This window comes from Streptomyces sp. NPDC043685 (genome assembly GCF_056436585.1).
Genome location: NZ_JBWKCH010000002.1, coordinates 958,418 through 977,198 on the forward strand (window position 1 = coordinate 958,418; position 18,781 = coordinate 977,198).

General features: G+C 72.7%; 14 protein-coding genes. 6 read left to right on the top strand and 8 right to left on the bottom strand.

Going from position 1 to position 18,781, the window contains the following annotated elements:
• Positions 1 to 14 precede the first annotated feature (14 nt).
• The 5 genes from aceE to AC0665_RS09130 all read right to left on the bottom strand — a co-directional run bounded on the left by aceE (position 15) and on the right by AC0665_RS09130 (position 8,965).
• Positions 15 to 2,717, bottom strand: a complete 2,703-nt coding sequence (gene aceE / locus AC0665_RS09110) for a pyruvate dehydrogenase (acetyl-transferring), homodimeric type (protein WP_468638002.1) — start codon at positions 2,715 to 2,717, stop codon at positions 15 to 17.
• A 268-nt stretch (positions 2,718 to 2,985) separates the two neighbouring features.
• Complete coding sequence (locus AC0665_RS09115) at positions 2,986 to 3,609, bottom strand: GntR family transcriptional regulator (protein ID WP_478602743.1); 624 nt, start codon at positions 3,607 to 3,609, stop codon at positions 2,986 to 2,988.
• Between the two features lie 254 nt (positions 3,610 to 3,863).
• The gene (sucB, locus tag AC0665_RS09120) at positions 3,864 to 5,693 is read right to left on the bottom strand and encodes a 2-oxoglutarate dehydrogenase, E2 component, dihydrolipoamide succinyltransferase (RefSeq protein ID WP_478602745.1); all 1,830 of its coding nucleotides are present in this window, start codon (positions 5,691 to 5,693) and stop codon (positions 3,864 to 3,866) included.
• 63 nt (positions 5,694 to 5,756) lie between these two features.
• Positions 5,757 to 7,145, bottom strand: coding sequence for a dihydrolipoyl dehydrogenase (gene lpdA, locus AC0665_RS09125; RefSeq protein ID WP_468413644.1), 1,389 nt, complete (start codon positions 7,143 to 7,145; stop codon positions 5,757 to 5,759).
• A gap of 293 nt (positions 7,146 to 7,438) precedes the next feature.
• Positions 7,439 to 8,965 carry a leucyl aminopeptidase gene (locus AC0665_RS09130; protein WP_468413646.1) on the bottom strand — a complete coding sequence of 509 codons (1,527 nt, stop codon included), beginning with the start codon at positions 8,963 to 8,965 and terminating at the stop codon, positions 7,439 to 7,441.
• Positions 8,966 to 9,254: 289 nt separating this feature from the next.
• Here AC0665_RS09130 and AC0665_RS09135 point away from each other — a divergent pair, with 289 nt between their 5' ends.
• The 5 genes from AC0665_RS09135 to AC0665_RS09155 all read left to right on the top strand — a co-directional run bounded on the left by AC0665_RS09135 (position 9,255) and on the right by AC0665_RS09155 (position 15,874).
• Positions 9,255 to 11,288 (top strand): hypothetical protein, encoded by a 2,034-nt coding sequence (locus AC0665_RS09135; RefSeq protein ID WP_478704701.1) that lies wholly within the window; start codon positions 9,255 to 9,257, stop codon positions 11,286 to 11,288.
• Between the two features lie 98 nt (positions 11,289 to 11,386).
• Positions 11,387 to 12,946, top strand: a complete 1,560-nt coding sequence (gene pelF, locus AC0665_RS09140; protein ID WP_478602749.1) for a GT4 family glycosyltransferase PelF — start codon at positions 11,387 to 11,389, stop codon at positions 12,944 to 12,946.
• A complete protein-coding gene (locus tag AC0665_RS09145) occupies positions 12,943 to 14,451 on the top strand; it encodes a hypothetical protein (RefSeq protein ID WP_478602751.1) in 1,509 nt (502 codons plus the stop codon). The genes pelF and AC0665_RS09145 overlap by 4 nt, the downstream gene beginning before the upstream one ends.
• Positions 14,448 to 15,098: a spherulation-specific family 4 protein gene (locus AC0665_RS09150; RefSeq protein ID WP_478602753.1), complete on the top strand. Its 651-nt coding sequence runs from the start codon at positions 14,448 to 14,450 to the stop codon at positions 15,096 to 15,098. The genes AC0665_RS09145 and AC0665_RS09150 overlap by 4 nt, the downstream gene beginning before the upstream one ends.
• The gene (locus AC0665_RS09155; RefSeq protein WP_468413654.1) at positions 15,095 to 15,874 is read left to right on the top strand and encodes an endo alpha-1,4 polygalactosaminidase; all 780 of its coding nucleotides are present in this window, start codon (positions 15,095 to 15,097) and stop codon (positions 15,872 to 15,874) included. The genes AC0665_RS09150 and AC0665_RS09155 overlap by 4 nt, the downstream gene beginning before the upstream one ends.
• On the opposite strand, the gene AC0665_RS09160 is transcribed toward AC0665_RS09155, so the two are convergent.
• Together AC0665_RS09160 and AC0665_RS09165 are read right to left on the bottom strand one after the other, a co-directional pair.
• Positions 15,834 to 16,445: an RDD family protein gene (locus tag AC0665_RS09160; protein WP_478704702.1), complete on the bottom strand. Its 612-nt coding sequence runs from the start codon at positions 16,443 to 16,445 to the stop codon at positions 15,834 to 15,836. The genes AC0665_RS09155 and AC0665_RS09160 overlap by 41 nt on opposite strands.
• Before the next feature lie 81 nt (positions 16,446 to 16,526).
• Positions 16,527 to 17,309 carry an adenosylcobinamide-GDP ribazoletransferase gene (locus AC0665_RS09165; protein ID WP_478602757.1) on the bottom strand — a complete coding sequence of 261 codons (783 nt, stop codon included), beginning with the start codon at positions 17,307 to 17,309 and terminating at the stop codon, positions 16,527 to 16,529.
• A gap of 60 nt (positions 17,310 to 17,369) precedes the next feature.
• Here AC0665_RS09165 and AC0665_RS09170 point away from each other — a divergent pair, with 60 nt between their 5' ends.
• On the top strand, positions 17,370 to 18,131 hold the full coding sequence (locus AC0665_RS09170) for a hypothetical protein (protein WP_468413659.1): 762 nt from the start codon (positions 17,370 to 17,372) through the stop codon (positions 18,129 to 18,131).
• Here AC0665_RS09170 and AC0665_RS09175 read toward each other — a convergent pair.
• A complete protein-coding gene (locus AC0665_RS09175) occupies positions 18,071 to 18,769 on the bottom strand; it encodes a hypothetical protein (RefSeq protein WP_478602759.1) in 699 nt (232 codons plus the stop codon). The two genes, AC0665_RS09170 and AC0665_RS09175, sit on opposite strands and share 61 nt — an antisense overlap.
• Positions 18,770 to 18,781 lie beyond the last annotated feature (12 nt).

Consider the following 18,781-nt stretch of genomic DNA (forward strand, 5'->3'; position numbering starts at 1 on the left):
CCGGTCGGCGGTCCTTACAGACCGTACTTCTCGCGCGCTTCCTTCACGGACGCCGCCTTGACCTCACCGCGCCTGGCCAGCTGGGCCAGGGCGGCGACGACGATCGACTCGGCGTCCACACCGAAGTGGCGGCGGGCCGCCTCACGGGTGTCCGACAGGCCGAAGCCGTCGGCGCCCAGCGAGGACCAGTCCTGCTCGACCCACTGCGCGATCTGGTCCGGGACCTGGCGCATGTAGTCGGAGACCGCCAGCACCGGGCCCTCGGCCCCCTGGAGCGCCTGCCGCACGAACGGCACCCGCTCCTCGCCGCGCAGCAGCGCCTCGTCCGCCTCCAGGGCGTCCCGGCGCAGCTCGCTCCAGGAGGTCGCCGACCACACGTCGGCCGCCACGCCCCACTCCTCGGCGAGCAGCCGCTGCGCCTTGAGCGCCCAGTGGATCGCCGTACCGGAGCCGAGCAGCTGGATCCGCGGGGCGTCGGCCGGGGGCGTGATGCCCGCCGACTCGGCCGTGTTGAAGCGGTACAGGCCCTTGACGATGCCCTCGTCGATGCCCTGCACGGCCGGCTTCGCGGGCTGCGGCAGCGGCTCGTTGTAGACCGTCAGGTAGTAGAAGACGTTCTGGTCCTCGCCCGGGGCCGCCTCGCCGTACATCCGGCGCAGACCGTCCTTGACGATGACCGCGACCTCGTAGGCGAACGCCGGGTCGTACGTCAGCGCCGCCGGGTTGGTCGCGGCGATGACGGGGGAGTGGCCGTCGGCGTGCTGCAGGCCCTCACCGGTCAGCGTCGTACGGCCCGCCGTGGCGCCGACGAGGAAGCCGCGGCCGAGCTGGTCGCCGAGCTGCCACATCTGGTCGGCCGTGCGCTGCCAGCCGAACATCGAGTAGAAGATGTAGAACGGGATCATCGCCTCGCCGTGCGTCGCGTACGACGTCGAAGCGGCGATGAAGTCGGCCATCGAACCGGCCTCGGTGATCCCCTCGTTGAGGATCTGGCCGTTCTTGGCCTCCTTGTAGTACATCAGCTGGTCGCGGTCGACCGGCTCGTACGTCTGGCCCTTCGGCGAGTAGATGCCGAGCGAGGGGAACAGCGACTCCATGCCGAAGGTGCGCGCCTCGTCCGGGACGATCGGCACCCAGCGCTTGCCGGTCTCCTTGTCGCGGACCAGGTCCTTGACCAGGCGGACGAACGCCATCGTCGTCGCCACGTTCTGCGAGCCGGAGCCCTTGTCGAAGGAGGCGAACGCCTTCTCGGCCGGGGCGGGCAGCGGGGCGACCGGGTGCACGCGCCGGGCCGGGGCCGGACCGCCGAGGGCGGCACGGCGCTCCTGGAGGTAGCGGACCTCGGGGGAGTCGGCGCCCGGGTGGCCGTAGGGCACCACGCCGTCGACGAAGTCGCTGTCCTTGATCGGCAGCTCCAGCAGGTCGCGCATGTTCTTGAACTCGTCCACCGAGAGCTTCTTCATCTGGTGGTTGGCGTTCTTCGACGCGAAACCCTCGCCGAGGGTGTGGCCCTTGACCGTCTGGGCCAGGATCACGGTCGGCGCGCCCTTGTGCTCGACGGCCGCCTTGTACGCGGCGAACACCTTGCGGGACTCGTGACCACCGCGCGAGAGGTGGAAGCACTCGAGGATCTTGTCGTCGCTCAGCAGCTTCGCCATCTCCACGAGCGCCGGGTCGGCGCCGAAGAAGTCCTGGCGGATGTAGGCCGCGTCGCGGGTCTGGTACGTCTGGATCTGCGCGTCGGGTACCTGGCGCAGGCGGCGTACCAGCGCGCCGGTGGTGTCGAGCTGGAACAGCTCGTCCCAGGCCGTGCCCCACAGCGTCTTGACGACGTTCCAGCCGGCGCCGCGGAACTGGGCCTCCAGCTCCTGCACGATCTTGAAGTTGGCGCGGACCGGGCCGTCGAGGCGCTGGAGGTTGCAGTTGATGACGAACGTGAGGTTGTCCAGCTCCTCACGGGCCGCCAGCGCCAGGGCCGCCGTCGACTCGGGCTCGTCCATCTCGCCGTCGCCGAGGAACGCCCACACGTGCGAGGCGGAGGTGTCCTTGATGCCGCGGTTGGTCAGATAGCGGTTGAAGCGCGCCTGGTAGATCGCCGACAGCGGGCCGAGGCCCATGGAGACGGTCGGGAACTCCCACAGCCAGGGCAGGCGGCGCGGGTGCGGGTAGGAGGGCAGGCCGTTGCCGCCCGTCTCCCGGCGGAAGTTGTCCAGCTGCTCCTCGTTCAGACGGCCGTCGAGGAACGCGCGGGCGTAGATGCCGGGGGAGGCGTGGCCCTGGATGTAGAGCTGGTCGCCGGAGCCGTCGGCCTCTTTGCCCTTGAAGAAGTGGTTGAAGCCGGTCTCGTAGAGCCAGGCGGCGGAGGCGAAGGTGGCGATGTGGCCGCCGACGCCGTACTTGCTGCCCCGGGTCACCATCGCGGCCGCGTTCCAGCGGTTCCACGCGGTGATCCGCTGCTCCATCGCCTCGTCACCGGGCACGTCCGGCTCGGCGGCGGTGGGGATGGAGTTGACGTAGTCGGTCTCGAGGAGCTTCGGCAGCGCGATGCCGGCGCCCTCGGCGCGCTCCAGCGTGCGGCGCATCAGGTATGCGGCACGGTGCGGCCCGGCAGCCTTGGTGACCGCGTCCAGGGAGGCCTGCCATTCGGCGGTCTCCTCCGGGTCCCGGTCGGGGAGCTGGTCGAGCTCGCTCGGCTGGATGGCGTTGGGGTCGGTCATGTCGCCGCCTTCCTCAGTCGAAGGGGGTTCCCTCATCGGTAAGGGTTCGGGGGTGCCCTTGGTCTTTGGCAGGACAGGGCGCGGGGCTCGGGTGGAAGCCCGTCGGCGACTGTAACTCTCTGATCGATGATCGATCAAAGGGTTGAGGCGTAAAACCTCTTGATCACGAGAAAGTAGGCACGCGGTGCCTCCCGCAGTGGCACGGGGTGACCCGTTTTCGAACGGTTCTCGCAGGTCGGAGGCGTTTGAGCGATGGTGCGCTCGGGTGTCACGCCCGGGGCGCGCAGCCCAGGACGTGCGCCTTCACGAGCTCGGCGATCCGGGGGTCACGGCGCTTGAACGCGGCGACGAGCTCCTCGTGCTCCTCCGCGTACGACTGCTGCTGCGTGCCCAGCCAGCGGATCGACAGGGCCGTGAACACCTCGATGCCCAGGCCCTCCCAGGTGTGCAGCAGGACGGAGTTGTCGGCGGCCCGGACCAGCTCGCGGTGGAAGGCGACGGTGTGCCGGACCTGGGCCGTGCCATCGGAGACGCGGTCGGCCTCGTACAGGGCACTGACGTGCGGCTCCAGTGCCGAGCAGTCCGACGCGAGGCCCTGGGCGGCCAGTTCCGCGGCGATGGCCTCGAGACCGGCCCGGACCGGGTAGCTCTCCTCCAGGTCGGCGGCCGTCAGGTTCCGCACGCGCACGCCCTTGTTCGGGGCGGACTCGATCAGGCGCAGGGACTCCAGTTCGCGCAGGGCCTCGCGGACCGGGGTCTGGCTGACCTCCAGCTCGGTGGCGATCCGGCGCTCGACGATCCGCTCGCCCGGCTGCCAGCGTCCGCTGATGATCCCTTCCAGGATGTGCTCGCGGATCTGTTCGCGCAGCGAGTGGACGACGGGCGCGGTCATGAGGGCTCCTCGGTCGGGATCGACGCTTAGACAATACGGCCGGTTCGCTCCGCGGGTGGAGCCGACGTGGGGGCTGTCGCGCAGGTGAGACGAGGCGCACATGGTGTGTGCGGCGCGTGTGGGCTCGGGCCGGACGGTGCGCGGGCGGCTGCGGGCCGTTCGTGGCTCCTCGCGCGGTTCCCCGCGCCCCTTGGGTAGCACGGTGCCCCGTCCGGAGATCCGGACGGGGCACCGATCAGCCGTGGAACCGCAGGTCAGAGGCCGAGCTCGACCTCGAACTCGCCGGCCTCCAGGATCGCCTTGACCGCCGTCAGGTAGCGGGCGGCGTCGGCGCCGTCCACCAGGCGGTGGTCGTAGGACAGCGTCAGGTACGTCATGTCGCGGACGCCGATGACGGGACCGTCCTCCGTCTCGATCACGGCGGGACGCTTGACCGTCGCGCCGATGCCGAGGATCGCGACCTGGCCCGGCGGCACGATGATCGTGTCGAAGAGCGCACCGCGCGACCCGGTGTTGGAGATGGTGAAGGTCGCACCGGACAGCTCGTCCGGGGTGATCTTGCTGGCGCGGACCTTGCCCGCCAGGTCGGCCGTGGCCTTGGCGATACCGGCGAGGTTGAGGTCACCGGCGTTCTTGATGACCGGGGTCATCAGGCCCTTCTCGGAGTCCACCGCGATACCGATGTTCTCGGTGTCGAAGTAGGTGATGGTCCCCTCGGCCTCGTTGATCCTGGCGTTGATCGGCGCGTGCGCCTTCAGCGCCTGGGCCGCGGCCTTGACGAAGAACGGCATCGGGGAGAGCTTGACGCCCTCACGAGCCGCGAACGCGTCCTTGGCACGGGCGCGCAGCTTCATCAGACGGGTGACGTCGACCTCGACGACCGAGGACAGCTGGGCCTGCTCGTGCAGGGCCTTGACCATGTTGTCGCCGATGACCTTGCGGATCCGCGGCATCTTGATGGTCTGGCCGCGCAGCGGGGACGCCTCCAGCGCCGGGGCCTTCTTCGCGGCCGACGGGGCGGCAGCGGCGGGGGCCGGGGCGGCGGCGGCGCTCTTCGCGGCCTGGGCGGCGGCGACGACGTCCTGCTTGCGGATCCGGCCGCCGACGCCGGTGCCCTTGACGGCGGCCAGGTCGACGCCCTGCTCGGCGGCGAGCTTGCGCACCAGCGGGGTGACGTACGCGCCGTCGTCGGCCGGCTTGGCGGCGGCCGGAGCGGCCGGGGCCTGGGCCGGAGCCGGGGCGGGCGCCGGAGCGGCCGGGACCGGGTCGGGGGCCGGGGTGGTCTGCTGCTGCGGGGCGGGAGCAGACGGAGCCTGCGGGGCCGGAGCCGCCGGGGCCGGTGCCTGCGGAGCCGGAGCCTGCTGGGCCGGGGCGGCCTGCTGCGGGGCCGGGGCCTGGGCGGGCTCGGGCTGCGCCGGGGCGGCCGGGGCCTCCTGCGCGGGGGCGGCGGCCGGGGCGGCACCCGCCTCACCGATGACGGCGAGCTTGGCGCCGACCTCGGCGGTCTCGTCCTCGCCCACCACGATCTCCAGCAGCGTGCCGGAGGCCGGGGCGGGGATCTCGGTGTCGACCTTGTCCGTCGACACCTCCAGCAGCGGCTCGTCGGCCTCGACCGTGTCGCCGACCGACTTCAGCCAGCGGGTGACGGTGCCCTCGGTGACGGACTCGCCGAGCGCGGGCAGGACGACGTCCGTGCCCTCGGCGGAGCCGCCGCCGGCGGCGGCGTCGGCGGTGGGAGCGGGCGCCGGGGCGGCCTGCTCGGTGGAGGGGGCGGCCGGGGCCGGCTCCGGGGCGGGCTCGGCGACCTGCTCGGCCTGCGGGGCCTGCTCGGCTGCGGGGGCGCCGCTGCCGTCGTCGATCAGCGCCAGCTCGGCGCCGACCTCGACGGTCTCGTCCTCGGCGACCTTGATGGAGGACAGCACGCCGGAGGCGGGGGAGGGGATCTCGGTGTCGACCTTGTCGGTGGAGACCTCGAGCAGCGGCTCGTCGGCCTCGACGCGCTCACCCTCGGCCTTCAGCCAGCGGGTGACGGTGCCCTCGGTGACGCTCTCGCCGAGCGCCGGAAGGGTTACGGAAACCGCCATGGTTTCGGTTGCTCCTTACGGAAAGTGCGGAAGTCTGTGTCGTCGCGTTCGTCGACCGAGGGGTCAGTCGTGCGCGTGGAGGGGCTTGCCGGCCAGGGCCAGGTGGGCCTCGCCGAGCGCCTCGCTCTGGGTCGGGTGGGCGTGGATGAGCTGCGCGACCTCGGCGGGCAGCGCCTCCCAGTTGTAGATCAGCTGGGCTTCGCCGACCTGCTCGCCCATGCGGTCGCCGACCATGTGGACGCCGACGACGGCACCGTCCTTGACCTGGACGAGCTTGATCTCGCCCGCGGTGCCCAGGATCTTGCTCCTGCCGTTGCCCGCGAGGTTGTACTTCAGAGCGACGACCTTGTCCGCGCCGTAGATCTCCTTGGCCTTGGCCTCGGTGATGCCCACGGAGGCGACCTCGGGGTGGCAGTACGTCACCCGCGGGACACCGTCGTAGTCGATCGGGACGGTCTTCAGACCGGCCAGACGCTCCGCCACCAGGATGCCCTCGGCGAAGCCGACGTGCGCGAGCTGGAGGGTCGGGACCAGGTCACCGACGGCGGAGATGGTCGGCACGTTGGTGCGCATGTACTCGTCGACCAGGACGTAGCCGCGGTCCATCGCGACGCCCTGCTCCTCGTAGCCCAGGCCCTGGGAGACCGGGCCGCGGCCGATGGCGACCAGCAGGACCTCGGCCTCGAACTCCTTGCCGTCGGCGAGGGTGACCTTGACGCCGTCCTGGGTGTACTCGGCCTTCTCGAAGAAGGTGCCCAGGTTGAACTTGATGCCGCGCTTGCGGAACGCGCGCTCCAGCAGCTTGGAGGAGTTCTCGTCCTCGACCGGGACGAGGTGCTTCAGGCCCTCGACGATCGTGACCTCGGTGCCGAAGGACTTCCACGCGGAGGCGAACTCGACGCCGATGACGCCGCCGCCCAGGATGATCGCGGACTTCGGCACGCGGTCCAGGACGAGGGCGTGGTCCGAGGAGATGATCCGGTTGCCGTCGATCTCCAGGCCCGGCAGCGACTTCGGCACGGAGCCGGTCGCGAGCAGGACGTGGCGGCCCTCGACACGGCGGCCGTTGACGTCGACGGAGGTGGGGGAGGACAGCCGGCCCTCACCCTCGATGTAGGTCACCTTGCGGGAGGCGACCAGACCCTGCAGGCCCTTGTACAGACCGGCGATCACGCCGTCCTTGTACTTGTGGACACCGGCGATGTCGATGCCCTCGAAGGAGGCCTTCACACCGAACTGCTCGCTCTCGCGCGCCTGGTCGGCGATCTCGCCCGCGTGCAGCAGGGCCTTGGTGGGGATGCATCCCCGGTGCAGGCAGGTGCCGCCGACCTTGTCCTTCTCGATCAGGGCGACGTCCAGGCCCAGCTGCGCCCCGCGCAGGGCCGCGGCGTAACCACCGCTGCCACCGCCGAGGATCACTAGGTCGAAAACGGTGCTGGCGTCGTTCGCCACGTCACGTCCTCCATGCATGTGCGCCGTGAGCCGGTCGTCGACGACCGGCAGGCGGCTGGTGTCCGGCCGCTCGTTCTTCGGCCCTTCGGTGGGGCCCTGTCCTGCCGAGCCCCATCTTCGCACTTGTCAGCACACAAGGAGACGCCGGGCTGCGGTGTGAGACACCCCACGTTCAGATGAGCCACCCCGGCGATGCCCGAAGGGCAGCGCCCAAGGGGCGCGGGGAACTGCGCGAACAGCCCCACGCCCCCGCACTCGCCGCACAACCGGCGAGACCGAGCTAGGAGGCGAACTCAGCCAAGGTCGCCCGCAGCCGTCAGCTCCGCCAGCCGGACCAGCGTCCGCACGGCCGTCCCCGTGCCACCCTTCGGCGTGTACCCGAACGGCCCGCCGTCGTTGAAGGCCGGCCCGGCGATGTCCAGGTGCGCCCAGGTGATGCCCTCGCCCACGAACTCGCGCAGGAACAGGCCGGCGACCAGTCCGCCGCCCATCCGCTCGCCCATGTTCGCGATGTCGGCCGTGGGCGAGTCCATCCCCTTGCGCAGGTGCTCCGGCAGCGGCATCGGCCACGCCGGCTCGCCGACCTCCTCGGCGGCCTCGCACAGCGCCGCGCGGAACGCGTCGTCGTTGCCCATGATCCCGAACGTCCGGTTGCCCAGCGCCAGCACCATCGCCCCGGTCAGCGTCGCCACGTCCACGATCGCGTCCGGCTTCTCCTGCGACGCCGCCCACAGCGCGTCGGCCAGCACCAGGCGGCCCTCGGCGTCGGTGTTGAGCACCTCCACGGTCTTGCCGCTGTACATCCGCAGCACGTCACCCGGACGGGTCGCGGAACCGGAGGGCATGTTCTCGGCCAGGGCGAGCCAGCCGGTGACGTTGACCTCCAGGCCGAGACGCGCGGCGGCGACGACCGCCGCGAACACGGCGGCCGCACCGGCCATGTCGCACTTCATCGTCTCGTTGTGACCGGCCGGCTTCAGCGAGATGCCGCCCGAGTCGTAGGTGATGCCCTTGCCGATGAAGGCGAGGTGCTTCTTGGCCTTGGAGGAGGTGTACGACAGCTTGACCAGGCGCGGACCGGACGCCGAGCCCGCCCCGACGCCGAGGATGCCGCCGTAGCCGCCCTTGACCAGCGCCTTCTCGTCGAGCACCTGCACCTTGATGCCGTGCTCCTTGGCCGCGGCCTGGGCGATCGCGGCGAACGACTCGGGGTTGAGGTCGTTCGGCGGGGTGTTGACCAGGTCGCGGGAGCGGTTGAGCTCCTCGGACACGGCCACGGCACGCTCGACCGCGGCCTTGTACGCCTTGTCGCGGGGCTTGCCGCCGAGCAGGGTGACCTCGGCCAGGGGCGCCTTGCCGTTCTTGGCCTTGGGGTCCTGGCCGTTGGCCTTGTAGGTGTCGAAGGAGTACGCGCCGAGCAGCGCGCCCTCCCCGAGCGCGCCCACGGCGGCGGCGTCGGCCAGCGGCAGCGCGAAGGCGGCCTTCTTGGAGCCGGCCAGGGCGCGGGCGGCGACACCGGCGGCCTTGCGCAGGGCCTCGGAGTCGTATGCGGCGTCCTTCTCCGGGGCCGCGCCCAGGCCGACCGCCAGGACGAGCGGTGCCTTGAAGCCGGACGGCGCCGGCAGCTTCGTCACCTCGCCCTCGCCGCCGGAGGCGCCGAGCGTCTCCAGAATGCCGGCGAGCCTGCCGTCGTATGCCTTGTCCACGGCCTCGGCGCCCGGTGCGACGACCGGCCCGTTGGCACCCTTGGCGACACCGATCACGATCGCGTCGGCCCGCAGACCGGACGCCGCGGCGGTGCTGAGAGTGAGAGCAGTCACGGTGGTGAAATCTCGCTTCCGATGTGAAGTTGCTGGGGTCGAACGGTGTGGGTCGACCGGGCCCGACAGCCGACCCTATTCCGACCTCGGGGTCCGGTATCCACGGGGCCTTCCCCGGTGCGTCGAACACTCGACGTCGAGACTACGCGCGTGGCCCCGTTCGCTCATTCCTGCGGGCGTTCACCCGTCGGTGGCGTAGTGGCCATTTCTTGATCCCTCACACCGGTGAACCGGGTCACACTCATCGCGATCCGGTGAGCGCCCTGCTCACCGCTCTGGGGGAGGAACCATGGCGCAGCGTGCGCGCAGATGGCGGAACACGGCCGCGGCGATGACGGCCGCCGGCATGATCACGGCCGGGTTCACGGCGCCCGGGGCGGCGGCCGCCGGGGAACCCCGCGTCGATCTGAGGGTGCTGGTGGTGGACGACGGAGACAGCCCGGTCAGGGCCGTCACCGCCCAGCTGAGGAGCACGGGCATCCCGTACACGACCGTCGACCTGAACGACTCCGGCCGGCCGGAGATCACGGCGGCGTTCCTGAGCGACACCGTGAACGGCCGGCCCCGCGCCAAGTACCAGGGCGTCGTGCTGCCCGACGAGACCCCGTTCGGCGCGGGCTCCGCCGAGCAGACCGCGCTGGAGACCTACGAGCGCACCTACGGCATCCCGCAGGTCGACGCCTACACCTGGGCGCACCCGGCGGTCGGCCTCGACTACACCAGCGAGGGTGGCTGGGCGGGCACTCTTGACGGGCGCGAGGCGACCGTCACCGTGGCCGGGAAGACCGGCCCGTTCGGCTACCTCGACGGCGCGTTCCGCTTCGAGGACAACGCCCCGGCCGTGCAGGAGAGTTACGGCTACGTCGCACGGCCCCGCAGCGGCTACACCAGCTACGTCGACCTCCCGGTGCCCGGCGGCACCGGCCGGGGCAGCCTGGTCGGCGAGTACGCCCACGACGGCCGCCGCGAACTCGTGGTGACGTTCGCCTACAACAACAACCAGCAGCAGTTCCGGCTGCTGGCCCGCGGCATCGTCGAGTGGCTCACCCAGGGCGTGCACCTGGGCCGGACCCGCAACTCCTTCGCGGTGCACGTCGACGACGTGTTCGCCCCCGACAGCCGCTGGGACACCGAACACAACTGCACCCCGGGCGACTTCGACTGCGCGGGCGGCGACGGCGAGAGCACCGCGCCGATCCGCATGACCGCCGACGACGCCGCCCACGCCGCCCAGTGGCAGCGCGAGCACGGCTTCACCATGGACATGGTCTTCAACGCCGGCTCGGGCGAGGAGTGGAAGACCGAACACGGCGGCACCGACGCCCTCGCCGCCCGGCTGCTCGCGGACAAGGCGCAGTACCGCTGGGTCAACCACACCTACACACACCCGTTCCTGGGCTGTGTCCAGGACACCTCCCGCGTGCCGTGGAGCTGCGCCGGGAAGGCCGACGGCTCGACCGCGTACATGAGCCGCGCCGAGATCGCCGCGCAGATCCGCGACAACCACACCTGGGCCGTGGGCAAGGGCCTGCCGATCGACCGCACGGAGCTGGTCACCGGGGAGCACTCGGGCCTGAGGACCCTGCCCCAGCAGCCCGACGACAACCCGAACCTGGCCGGCGCCCTCGCCGACACCGGCGTCAAGTGGATCGCCTCGGACAACTCCCGCGAGCCCGAACAGCGGCCGGTCGGCGGCGCCCTGACCGTCCCGCGCCACCCGATGAACGTGTACTACAACGTGGGCACGGCGGCCGAGATGGCCGACGAGTACAACTGGATCTACACCTCGCGCGCCGACGGCGGCAGCGGCGTCTGCGAGGACAACCCCACCTCGACATGCCTGGACGAGCCGCTCGACGTCACCACCGGCTACACCGGGCACATCGTCCCGCAGGAGGCGCGCACCGCCCTCGGGCACGTCCTGGCGGGCGATCCCCGGCCGCACTACGCGCACCAGTCCAACCTGGCCGAGGACCGGCTGCTCTACCCGGTCATGGAGAAGGTGCTCGCCGACTACCGGGCGCTGTTCACGGACAGCACCCCGCTGGAGAACCCCCGGCAGAGCGCCATCGGCACCGAGGTGCAGCGCCGCGCCGCCTGGCAGACGGCCCTGGCGGACAACCGCGTCACGGCGTACCGCATCGGGAACACGGTCACGGTCACCGCCCCGTCGGGCACCCAGATCCCGGTCACCGCCCCCGAGGGCACCAAGAAGCAACTCCTGGTCGGCACCAGCGCCTTCGGCACCCCGTACGCCGGAGCCCGCTCGGCCTGGACGACCCCGGCCGCCCTCCAGTCGGCCCTCACCTTGAAGCTGCCCTAAAGGGGCGCGGGGAACTGCGCGACCAGCCACGACGGACCCGCGCCCGGGATCCGGCAGCAGTTCCCCGCCCGCCGTCCGCACCCAGGGGGAAACACCGCATGAGGCGTACAGGCCGTCATGTCACCATGCTCACGGAAGGCACCTACCCACACGTCCACGGCGGCGTCAGCACCTGGTGCGACCAGCTCGTCAAGGGCATGCCGGAGGTCGGCTTCCACATCGTCTCGCTCACCGGCAGCGGCCGCGAACCCGTCACCTGGGAGCTGCCGCCCAACGTCCAGGCGCACACCTCGATCCCCACCTGGGGTCCGCGCCCGGGCCGCGGCAGGCCTCCGTACGGCAGGGCCCGCCGCCGGTTCACCGAGACCTACGAGCGGTTCCTGCTCTCCTTCCTCGACCCCGGCTCGCACGCCGACTTCGGCGAGTCCCTGAACGAGCTGGCCGCACTCGCCCGGGACGGGCTGCTGCCGGCCGCGCTGCGCACCGAGTCCGCGCTGCGGTCGCTGATGTGGATCTGGACCATGCCGCACCTGCCGACGGCCCCCGCCCACCCGACCGTGCACGACGCGCTGACCGCCACCGACCTGCTGGAGCACGCCCTGCGCCCGCTCGGCTTCCGCATACCCGAGGACACCGAGGGCACCGTCGCCCACGCCGTCAGCAGCGGCCTCGCGACCCTGCCCGCGCTCGCCGCCCGGCACCTGGACGGGGTGCCGTTCCTGCTCACCGAGCACGGCATCTACCTGCGCGAGCGCTACCTCGGCTACCGCCAGGGCGCCCAGCGCTGGCCCGTGAAGGCGTTCATGCTGGGCTTCTACCGCGAGCTGAACTCCCAGGGCTACCGCGCCGCCGACCTGATCACCCCGTGCAACCGGTACAACCGCCGCTGGGAGGAGCGCGGCGGCGCCGACGCCGACAAGATCCGCACGGTCTACAACGGCGTCGACCCGGCCGCCTTCCCGCACGCCGGCCCCGAGCCGGAGGTGCCGACCCTGTCCTGGTGCGGCCGGGTCGACCCCATCAAGGACCTGGAGACCCTGATCCGGGCCTACGCGACGGTGCGCGCGGAGATCCCGGCGACCCGGCTGAGGCTCTTCGGTCCGGTCCCGCCCGGCGGCGAGGCCTACCGCACCAGGCTGGAGAAACTCGCCGCCGAACTGGGCGTCACCGACGGGCTGACCTTCGAGGGCCGCGTCAGCGAGGTCTGGCGGGCCTACGCGGCCGGCCACCTGGTCATGCTGTCGTCGATCTCCGAGGGCTTCCCGTTCTCCATCATCGAGGCCATGTCCTGCGGCCGGACCACGGTGTCGACGGACGTCGGCGGGGTGCGCGAGGCGGTCGGCGACACGGGCCTGGTGGTGCCCCCGCGCGAGCCGGAGAAGATGGCCGCCGCCGCGCTGACCCTGCTGAAGGACGATCAACGGCGGGTGCGCCTGGGCGAGTTGTCCCGTCAGCGCGTCATCGACCGGTTCACCCTGCGCCGCTCGGTGGACGCCTTCCGCACCATCTACAAGGAACTCGCGGGCGACGACGAGGTGTACGAACCCACACTGGAGACCGTCGACGACTGGACCCTGGAACTGCGCGACCCCTGGTACGCGTCCACCTCCGCCCCGGGGTCCCCCGGGACGGAGTCCGGGGAAGGGACCGGCTGGTGAGCGAGAGCGTGCGGACACCCCCGGGGCCCCGCCCCGGCACCCTCCCCGGCATCCCCCGGCAGCGCACCCCCAGCTGGGCCCGGCCCGACCCGGTCGACGAACTCGCCGACCGGCTGGAGGACTTCACCGCGGCGGCCGTCCACCCGGACGAGATAGCCGCCCTGCTGGAGTCCGACGGCCTCTCCGACGACCAGATACGCGAGCGGTACGGCCTGAAGAACTCCTTCGCGCTCGCCGAGACCCTCTACGAACGCGTCGAGCGCCGCTACCCCGAGCCCGACGCCCCGCCCCCCGGCCCGTGGCGTGCCGGCCTGCTCGGCTGTCTGCTGCGCGGCGTCGTCTTCGCCCTGCCCGGTCTCGCCTACGTCCTCGGGGCCCCGCTGCTCGCCGGCCCCGGCGACTTCGGCCTCCCCGCGGGCACGATCCCCCTCCTGGCCGGCGCCCTGTGCGGCTGGACGTGGAACCAGGGCCTCGCCCACCGGGCCTACGTCTGGCTGGGGCTGGGCGACCGGCCCGCAGCCCGGCGGACCCTGCTGCTCGGCGCCCCGGCGGGCGCGCTGCTCGGCTCCCTGGTCGCCCTCTCGTGCGCGGGCAGCGCCTCCCCGGCCGTGATCGCCTTCGCCGCCGGGCAGTCCTGCTACCTGGCCGCGGCGACGGTGGTGCTGGTGATGGGCCGCGAGCGACTGCTGCCGGCCGCCCTCGCGCCGATGGCGCTGGGCGCGGTCCTGTCCCCGGCCGCCGCACTGCCCGAGGCCGTGAGCGTGGCCCTGCTCGTGGCCGGCCTGGCGGCGGTGACCGTGCTCGCCCTGCGCGAGGTGGCACCCGCCCTCAAGGACGGGCACGGCTGGAGCGCCGGCCTCGCCGCCCTCCTCCCCTTCGGCGCGTTCGGCCGCCCGCCCGCCCGGCGCCGCCCCGCCGCGCCCCGGCTCACGGGTTCCGTGCCGTACGCGCTGTTCGGGCTCGCCACCGGCGTCCTCGTGCTGCACGCGGACCTCGGTGACGTCCTCGCCGGTGAGACGGCCGGTGCGATCGCCGCGCCCGCCGCCGTGGCGCTCACCCTCAGCATGGGCCCCGCCGAGTGGCTGCTGTACCGCTTCCGCGGCCACAGCCTCGCCGGGCTGCGCTCCAGCGGCACCGCCCGGGCCTTCCGGCGCGGCACCGTCCTGACGGTCCTGCGGTGTCTGGCCGGCTACCTCCTCGTCCTGCTCGCGCTGAGCCTCGCCGCCTGCGCCCTGTGGCCGCACGCTCCGGCCCCGGGCGGCTTCCGGACGGCCGGGCTGCTCCTGCTGGGTGTGGTCCTGTGGACGGGCCTGCTGCTCCAGTCGTCCGGCGCGGTGACCGGCGCGACGGCGGTGTGCTGCGCCGCGGCCCTCGTCCAGACGCTGCTGCTGGTCACCCGCACCGGCGATCCGCACCTGAGCGCGACCGCCGTGTACGGCGCCGCCGCCGTCGCGCAGACCGCCCTGGTGTGCACCCTGCTGGGAAGGGCAACCGCCCACCGATGAGCACTCTTCTGGTCCCCTACTACGAGCACCCGTCCGTCCGCCCCGCCGAGTGGGACGCGATCGTGGCGGCGGCACCCCGCCTCTACGGGGTCGTCCTCAACCCGGCCGACGGCCCCGGCGACCGCCCCGACGCGGCCTTCGCCGAGGTGGCCGGCCGGCTGCGGGCCGCGGGCGTGCGGGTCCTCGGGTACGCCGACACCGACTACGGCCGCCGGCCCGCCGGTGACGTCGTCCGCGACCTCGCCCGGCACCGCGACTGGTACCGCGCGGACGGCGCCTTCCTCGACCAGGTCCCGTCCGGGCCCGAGCCGTTCGAGCACTACCAGCGGCTGGCGGTCGCCGCCTGGGGCGTCGGCTGCGGCACCCTCGTCCTCAACCACGGCACGACACCCCACCCCTGCTACGCCCGCATCGCCGACCTCCTCGTCACCTTCGAGGGCACCTGGGACACGTACCGCGCCCTGCCCCCGCAGCCCCGGCCCGGCGGCCCGGACGTACGGCTGTGCCACCTCGTCCACGACGTGCCCCGCGGCGCCGACCCGGAGACCCTGGCCCGGGCGCGGGGCGCGGCGGTGTACTGCGCGGTGCCCGGAACCGGAGATCATCCGTGGGGCACACTACCGCACACCCTGGAGAACGCCCCGTGAGACGCCCGCTGTTGCTCACTGCCCTGCTCGTCCTGCTGCTCGCGGGCTGCACCCCGCCCCCCGACGACAAGCCCGGCCCCCGCTGGCGACCCCGCCCCGGCACCGCCTGGCAGTGGCAGCTCAGCGGCCGCCTGGACACCTCCGTCGACGTGCCCGTCTACGACATCGACGGCTTCGACCACTCCGAGGACACCGTCGGCCGGCTGCACCGCGAGGGCCGCAAGGTCATCTGCTACCTGTCCACCGGCGCCTGGGAGGAGTTCCGCCCGGACGCCGGTGACTTCCCCGCGTCGGTCCTGGGCCGCGGCAACGGCTGGAAGGGCGAGCGCTGGCTCGACATCCGCCGCACCGACGTGCTGGAGCCGCTCATGGCGGCCCGGATCGACATGTGCCGGGACAAGGGCTTCGACGCGGTGGAGCCCGACAACATGGACGGCTACCGCAACGACACCGGCTTCCCGCTCACGGCCACCGACCAGCTCCGCTACAACCGCCTCGTCGCCCGCCTCGCCCACGACCGGGGGCTGGCCGTCGGCCTGAAGAACGACCTGGACCAGATCCCGGAACTGGTCGGGGACTTCGACTTCGCGGTCAACGAACAGTGCGCCCAGTACGGCGAGTGCGCCGCCCTCAAGCCGTTCGTCGCCGCGGGCAAGGCCGTCTTCCACGTCGAGTACGAGGTGCCCACCGGCCGCTTCTGCGCCGACTCGCGTCGGCTGAGGCTCAGTTCGCTGCTCAAGAAGTACGAACTAGGGGCGTGGCGACGGGCCTGCTGAGCCCGATCCCGGTCACCGCCGTGCCCGCGATCCGGTCGGCGAGGGACCGGCGGCCGGGGGAGAGGACCGGCAGCGCGTTCAGCAGGAACAGCACCACCGCGACCGCCCACACCAGCACCGACAGCACGACCTGCCCCTCGACCAGCAGCACGCACGCCACGGCGTACACGGCGACGTCCACGGCGGTGGTGACCGCGGCCCGCCGGGCCGCCCGCATCCTGCGCGGCGCGGTCGGGGTGACCTTCAGCCCGGCCAGGGCCTTGCCGATGGTGCGCCCGGCGACGGCCAGGCACGCCCACTGGTAGAGGAACACCGTCAGCACCAGCAGCCCGAAGGCCTGCTCGACGTACAGCACGGACTTGTCCCACAGCGTCAGCCCCAGGTCCTGGGAGGCGTCGAGCACGTCACCGCGCGAGGTCAGCAGGTCCAGGCCGCCGCGGGTGGCCAGCTCGGGCACGTCGGTGACGAGCGCCGAGACCCGGTGGAAGGTGAGCACGGCGAGCGCCGAGGCGAGCGTCACCACCAGCGCGAAATCGACGAGCCAGGCCAGGGCACGGCGCAGCTTCGGCATGTACATCCCCCGATCACGTGTGTGTCGGGCAGGAAGCTAGCGGCTGAGCGGCCCGGGCAGGAGGGGGACGAGGAGATCGTTTCAGCCCAGTGACAGAACGACCAGCGCGGTGGTCGCCGCCGTCTCCGCCAGGCCGCCGAAGACATCCCCGGTGACCCCGCCGAAGCGGCGGGTGCAGTGGCGTAGCAGCGCCTCGGCGGCGGCCAGGGAGAGGACGACCGCGAGCACGCCGCGGACCACGCCGTACGGCCCGAGGAGGGCACCGGCCCCCGCCGCGGCCCCCGCGACGGCCACGGCCGCGACCACCGCGCCCCGCGGCGGCACCACACCGGCGACCGCCGCCCCCAGTCCTTCCGGCCGGGCGGCCGGCACCCCGGCCCGCGCCGCCAGGGTCAGGGCAAGCCGGGCGCACGTCGCGGAGACGACGGCGGCGCACGCGCCCCGGGCCCAGGAGGCGTCGTAGGCCTGGGCGAGCGCGGCGACCTGCGCGAGCAGGGCGAGGACGAGGGTGATGACCCCGAACGGGCCGATGTCCGACTGCTTCATGATCCGCAGCGCGTCCTCGGCGGGCTTCGCGCTGCCCAGGCCGTCGGCGGTGTCCGCGAGCCCGTCCAGATGCAGCCCCCGGGTGAGCGCGGCGGGCACCGCGACGCTCGCGACGGCGGCGAGCGGCGCCCCCGCGCCGAGGAACAGCAGCACCAGTCCGAGCAGGGCGGACGCGGCGCCCACCGCCAGCCCGGCCAGCGGCGCGCACAGCATGCCGCCGCGCGCCGCCTCCCGGTCCCAGCGGGTCACCCGGACGGGGATCACCGTGAGGGTGCCGAAGGCGAAGCGGAGGCCGTGGAGGGGCGAGGTTCTGGGCACCGGCGCAGGCTACCCGCCGGTCAGGAGAGCGCGAACGGCACCCGGGGATAAAGTTCGCATATGGGATGGCTTGAGCGGAACATCATCGAACCCGGCAAGCTGCCGCTCCTTCTCGCTCTCGTCGCCTTCGTGCTGACCTTCCTGATCACCCGGACCATCACCCGCCTCATCCGGGCCGGCAGAGGCCCCTTCGGCAACGTCAGCAGCGGCGGCGTCCATGTCCACCACGTGGTCCCCGGGGTCATCCTGACGATCATCGGCGGCTTCGGCGCGGTCGCCGGCGGCCGGCACGGCTTCGGCTCGTGCCTGGCCGCGGTGTTCTTCGGCATCGGCGCGGGCCTGGTCCTGGACGAGTTCGCCCTGGTCCTGCATCTCGCCGACGTCTACTGGACCCCGGACGGCCGCAAGAGCGTGGAGATGGTGGTCCTCACCGCCTCCCTCGTCGGCCTGCTCCTGATCGGCTTCTCCCCGCTGGGCGTCGACGACCTCGACGAGGACCAGCAGCAGAACCGCGCCGTCGTCCTCGTGAACATCCTGGTGAACTTCGGGTTCGCCCTCATCGCCCTGTTCAAGGGCAAGGTCCGCCTCGCGGTCGTGGGCGTGATCATCCCTCTCGTCGCCCTGGTCGGCGCCGTACGGCTGGCCCGCCCCACCTCGCCGTGGGCCAAGCGGTTCTACCGCAACCGGCCCCGCGCCCGGGCCAAGTCCGCCCTGCGCTCCTACCACCACGACCGCCGCTGGGCGGCCCCCTCGCGCGCGGTTCAGGACTGGATCGGCGGCGCGCCCGACCCCGAACCGGCCCGGTCCCTCGAACGCCGCTGACGCAGCTCGCCGGCCGCGCACAGCGCCAGCACCGCCACGATCGCGGCCAGGTGCTCCTTGCCCGCGAGGTTCTCCTTGAGCACCACCTCGACCACCATCGCCGCGATCACCACCGAGGCCGTGACGTACGCGCGCAGGCGCCACCCCAGGAAGACGGCCAGGCCCACCACCGCCGCCGACGGCCCGGTGTCCACCACCCACCGGTCGGAGGCCGGCAGACCGAGCGGGGAGTCCGGGCCGAGCCAGATGCCCAGGCGCGCGTACAGCGTGCCAGCGAGCGTGGCCGCATAGGCGAGGGCGAGGGCCCGCCACCAGCCCAGGCACAGCTCCGCGACGCCGAAGACCAGCAGGATCTGCGCGAGCGCGCCCCACACCGGCAGATCCAGGGCGGGCACGAACAGTGACAAAGGCGTCCGCAGCAGCGCCGACCACACCGGGTCCCCGGCCCGCACCCCGCCGAGGTCCCGCACGAGCTGAAAGCCCCACGACTGCTGGTGCACGAGGTGCAGCACGGCCGTCAGGCACGCGGCCGTGACCGCCATCGGCACCGCCCGCCACCGCCGCTCGGCCAGCGGCCCGCGCACCGCCGCGTACAGCGCACCCCATTCGGCGCGGGCCCAGCGGGCGAGCGTGGTCATCCGGCGGTCGTC